Source organism: Paenibacillus sp. P4_A7 (assembly GCF_056402455.1).
The window spans coordinates 1-2,230 of record NZ_JBFUHJ010000654.1; the positions used below are offsets into that span (position 1 = coordinate 1).

The following is a 2,230-nucleotide window of genomic DNA, read 5'->3' on the forward strand; positions in this document are numbered from 1 at the left end:
ACATACGAGCCTTTAGAAGCAATTGAACTTGTGCAAAAGGCAGCAACAGCTAAATTTGACGAATCCGTTGAAGTAGCAGTTCGTTTGGGTGTAGACCCTCGTAAACAAGACCAAGCAGTGCGTGGCGTAGTAGTACTTCCGCACGGAACTGGTAAAACAAAACGCGTTCTCGTTTTCGCAAAAGGCGAAAAAGTGAAAGAAGCGGAAGCTGCTGGAGCTGACTTTGTTGGCGATGCAGACATGATTAACAAAATTCAACAAGGCTGGTTCGAATTCGACGTTTGCGTAGCAACGCCGGATATGATGGCTGAAGTTGGTAAACTTGGTCGTATCCTCGGTGGTAAAGGCTTGATGCCTAACCCTAAAGCAGGAACAGTAACGTTTGACGTTGCTAAAGCCGTGCAAGAAATTAAAGCCGGTAAGATCGAGTATCGTCTTGATAAAGCAGGTCAAATCCATGCGCCAATCGGTAAAGTATCATTCGGTCCTGAAAAACTGAATGAGAACCTTAAAGCATTGATCGACGCACTTAGCCGCGCTAAACCAGCTGCAGCTAAAGGGGTTTACTTGAAAAATATTGCCGTTTCCTCAACTATGGGCCCTGGTGCTCGTGTGTCAACAGCGGCTTACCGCTAAGTCGGAACGGAACTTAAATTCGAATACGCATACCGAAGACAGTAGGTGCCTAATGGCTTAATTTCCTACCGAGGTGTTATGATAAACGTTTGTGAGCAATATTCGGCCGTAAGGTCGATGTGCGATAACGACATCATGGCCTTCGCTAAGTCTGCGAAGGCCTTTCTCATGCATCGAGGCGTGGAAAGCCTGTCGTATTAACGGAATGTATACTATTACGGGAGGTGTACAATTTGGCTAACGCAAATATCATCCAATCAAAACAAGAGGCAGTAACAGTAATCGCTGCTAAACTTGCTGAAAGTTCCAGCACGGTCGTTGCTGATTATCGGGGATTGAACGTTTCCCAAGTAACTGAGCTTCGTAAACAACTGCGTGAAGCAGGAATTGAATTTCAAGTCCTGAAAAACTCGCTTGTTCGTCGCGCTACTGAAGGAACGGATTATGAAGGATTGAACGAAATCCTGACTGGTCCTACAGCAATTGCATTCAGCAAAGACGATGCTATTGCTCCAGCGAAAATTTTGAACGATTTTGCTAAGAAGAACGATGCTTTGAAACTTAAAGGCGGCGTTGTTGAAGGTAAAGTTGTAAGCATGGAAGAAATTAAAGCTCTTGCGGAACTTCCGTCACGCGACGGTTTGCTATCTATGCTACTCAGCGTATTGCAAGCTCCAATGCGCAACTTCGCGCTTGCGGTTAAAGCAGTCGGCGAGAAACAAGAAGCAGAAGCACAAGCTTAATTTTATTCAACTTATTTATTCCGCTTTAACCCGGTCATGCCGGATGTTTAATCAAACAAAAAATAAACCATATTCCTGGAGGTATAACCATGTCTAAAGAGCAAATCTTAGAAGCGATTAAAGTTATGAACGTTCTTGAACTGAACGAGCTTGTTAAAGCAATTGAAGAAGAATTCGGCGTTACAGCTGCAGCACCAGTTGCAGCAGCAGGCGCTGGCGCAGCTGTTGAAGCTGAGCAATCCGAGTTCGACGTAATCCTTAACGGTGCTGGCCCATCCAAAATCAACGTAATCAAAGTTGTTCGCGAAATTACAGGTCTTGGCCTGAAAGAAGCGAAAGACTTGGTTGATAGCGCTCCTAAAGCTGTTAAAGAAAAAGTTGCTAAAGAAGAAGCTGAAGCAGTTGCAGCTAAACTTACTGAAGCAGGCGCTTCTGTAGAAGTTAAGTAATTTTGTTTTAACAAGCGTAAACGGCTGTTGCTGGCCTTGTGTCAGTAACATGCGTTTCGCGTTGAAATATAAGCTGAGGATAAGGTCAAACTTATACTTTCTTATATTTTAAAATATAGCTGATCATGTAAACTTACTATGAATCGGCTGACGAGCCCCTTGAACCGTCAGGTTACAAGGGGCTCGTTGTATGTTGAAAGATAAGAGATGTAAGCGAATGAAGCTATACAAGCAAGAAGTAATGAGATCGCGGAGGAAATAGTTTATGTCGAATCATTATTACTCTCAAAGCCCTGAAGTTAAGCATAATCGTCACACGCATGAAGTGCAGCTTCGAGGCTTTTCTTTGCGGTTTGTGACGGATGCTGGTGTTTTCTCGAAATCAGGTGTCGACTTTGGGAG

General features: G+C 43.9%; 3 protein-coding genes and 1 other annotated feature. All 3 genes read left to right on the plus strand.

The features are described from left to right. Positions 1–636 (plus strand): 50S ribosomal protein L1 (gene rplA, locus AC1DWN_RS32500; RefSeq protein WP_477562970.1); only part of this gene is annotated, 636 nt, incomplete at its 5' end. 14 nt (positions 637–650) lie between these two features. Then, positions 651–813, plus strand: a sequence feature (ribosomal protein L10 leader region). Between the two features lie 56 nt (positions 814–869). Next, entirely contained in the window at positions 870–1,379 is a 510-nt protein-coding gene (gene rplJ / locus AC1DWN_RS32505; protein WP_477562971.1) for a 50S ribosomal protein L10, read from the plus strand. Positions 1,380–1,468: 89 nt separating this feature from the next. Further along, positions 1,469–1,828 (plus strand): 50S ribosomal protein L7/L12, encoded by a 360-nt coding sequence (gene rplL, locus AC1DWN_RS32510; RefSeq protein ID WP_477562972.1) that lies wholly within the window; start codon positions 1,469–1,471, stop codon positions 1,826–1,828. The last annotated feature ends 402 nt before the right edge of the window (positions 1,829–2,230 follow it).

Bases quoted from the DNA above. Each gene is read 5' to 3' on its own strand.
- rplL (WP_477562972.1), top strand. From the start codon at position 1,469: ATGTCTAAAGAGCAAATCTTAGAAGCGATTAAAGTTATGAACGTTCTT.